The sequence below is a fragment of the Streptomyces sp. NPDC059010 genome, from assembly GCF_042740355.1.
Classification (GTDB): Bacteria; Actinomycetota; Actinomycetes; order Streptomycetales; family Streptomycetaceae; genus Streptomyces.
The window spans coordinates 1-1,829 of record NZ_JBHYJA010000110.1 but is presented as its reverse complement, the minus strand read 5'-3'; the positions used below and the strand labels follow the sequence as shown (position 1 = coordinate 1,829).

2 protein-coding genes and 1 pseudogene are annotated in these 1,829 nt (G+C 71.7%); 1 reads left to right on the top strand and 2 read right to left on the bottom strand.

From position 1 onward, the window contains the following. Positions 1-90 precede the first annotated feature (90 nt). Entirely contained in the window at positions 91-591 is a 501-nt protein-coding gene (locus tag ACFWYS_RS46610) for a hypothetical protein (RefSeq protein WP_384783197.1), read from the bottom strand. 330 nt (positions 592-921) lie between these two features. On the opposite strand from ACFWYS_RS46610, the gene ACFWYS_RS46605 reads away from it, so the two are divergent. Further along, complete coding sequence (locus ACFWYS_RS46605; RefSeq protein WP_384783194.1) at positions 922-1,584, top strand: class F sortase; 663 nt, start codon at positions 922-924, stop codon at positions 1,582-1,584. A gap of 49 nt (positions 1,585-1,633) precedes the next feature. On the opposite strand, the pseudogene ACFWYS_RS46600 reads toward ACFWYS_RS46605, so the two are convergent. Further along, positions 1,634-1,829, bottom strand: a pseudogene (locus ACFWYS_RS46600) (hypothetical protein); the annotation flags it as partial.

The window sequence follows — 1,829 nt, the reverse complement described above, 5'->3', positions numbered from 1 at the left end:
ATTTCGCCCCGGGTTCCCCCGAAAAGGGGGCCGGGGCGAAATCCTGCGTGCGTGCGGCCTGTCTCCTGTTGGGCAGATGGGGCAGCGGGGTCAGGTCTGCTTCTCCGCTCGCCGCCGCATCCAGAACACCCCGCCACCGATGAGGGCCACGGCGATGAGCCCGCCTCCGATGGCCATGTCGGTCGGCGTCGCACCCGTGGTGCTGCTGCCGCCGAGTCCGCCGCGGACACCGCCGATGACGGTGAAGGCGTTCGGGTGGGTCAGCGGCCGGGCCGAGCCCGTGCAGTGGACCGTGATGCTGTGCGCACCCGACCGCGCGTTTCTGTCGATCGTCGCGGTGCCCTTCGCCGTGGTGCCGCCCGGGACCGGGCTCAGCGTGGTGGAGGGGAACGCGTCCGAGGTCGCGGTGCCGCCTTGCGGGCAGCCGTCGACGGTGATGGTCAGTTGCCCGCCGCGCGCGATGACGCTGGGCAGGGCGACGATGTTGCTCGGTCCGACGGGCATGCCGTCCCGGGCCGCGGCCACCGGGGCGGCGATGCCGAGGGCGGCGACCGCGGTGGCGGCGACCGCCAGGGCACGAGTTGTACGCATGTCATCCTCCGCGGAAGACGCCCCGGGAACCGTCCCCGGTCGATCGGCGAGAAAGCGCCTCCCAGAAAGACCCTCAGTTGCCGTGCCCGAGGCCGCATTTCGGCACTGGTCCGTCCTGGTGAGAGGACACGCCGACCGATGCGCCCACAAGGGGAATTGCCGCAGGTCACACACCGTCAGAATTTTCCGGCCGGTGGCAACTCGGATGGCGCACCCCGATTGTCCGGGCCACCCGTTCGCATCCGCCCCGTCGCCGGTCGCGCGCGCCGGACTTAGCGTCGTCGTATGCGCGAATGACGCGGCGACGGCCTCGTCGAGAGGGGAAGTCGAATGCACGGGTCCGAGCTGGCCGAAGAGCAGGAGCGGCGGAAGCAGCGCGCTCCTTGGGGCGTGATAGCGCTTGTTCTGCTGACCGGTCTCGCGCTCGTCCGCAATGGCTCCGGCGAGTTCGACGAGGGGCCGCCGCAGCCCGCGTCGGCGGCCGCCCCGGACCGCCGGGTGTCCGGCGGGATCCTGGCGGACACCGTGCGGCCGCTGCCGTACTCCATGCCGGACCGGGTCGGCATCCCCTCGATCCAGGTCGACGCGCCGGTGATCCCGGTCGGTCTGGACGGGGACGGCTGGGTCGGTGCGCCACCGCCGGAGGACCCGAATCTGGCGGGCTGGTTCACCGGGTCGGTGTCTCCCGGCGAGAAGGGCACGGCGGTGGTCGTCGGCCATGTCGACAACACTCAGGGCCCCGCCGTGTTCTACGGTCTCGGCGCCCTCAAGCAGGGAAGCCGGGTCGATATCATCCGGCAGGACGGGAAGACGGCCGTTTTCGAGGTGTACGGCGTCGAGGTGTTCGAGAAGAACAACTTCCCCGGCGACCGGGTGTACGCGTCGAAGGGGGGCGCCGAATTGCGGGTCATCACCTGCGGCGGCGGTTTCTCCAAGCAGAACGGCTACGACGGGAATGTCGTCGCTTTCGCCAGCCTGGTCGAGGTGCACTGAGCGTCCTGGCCGGGCCGGCGAAATCCGGTCGTGCGGTTCTTCCGTTCCCTCAGGTGTATTTCGGTTCGGGGACGCTGACGAAATACCCGGCGTCCAGCAGCCGCGGCAGATAGGCGCGCAGGGCCCGGACGCTCTGGGAGCGGTGGGCCCCCCCGCGGGGGGGGTGGGGGCGCGGGGGCGGGGCGCGGCTGGTGGTGTGGCGGGCGGGGGGGGGTGGGGGCGCGGGGGCGGGGCGCGGCTGGGGG

Coding starts and splice junctions, on each gene's coding strand:
- ACFWYS_RS46605 (WP_384783194.1), top strand. CDS start 922: ATGCACGGGTCCGAGCTGGCCGAAGAGCAGGAGCGGCGGAAGCAGCGC.
- ACFWYS_RS46610 (WP_384783197.1), bottom strand. CDS start 591: ATGCGTACAACTCGTGCCCTGGCGGTCGCCGCCACCGCGGTCGCCGCC.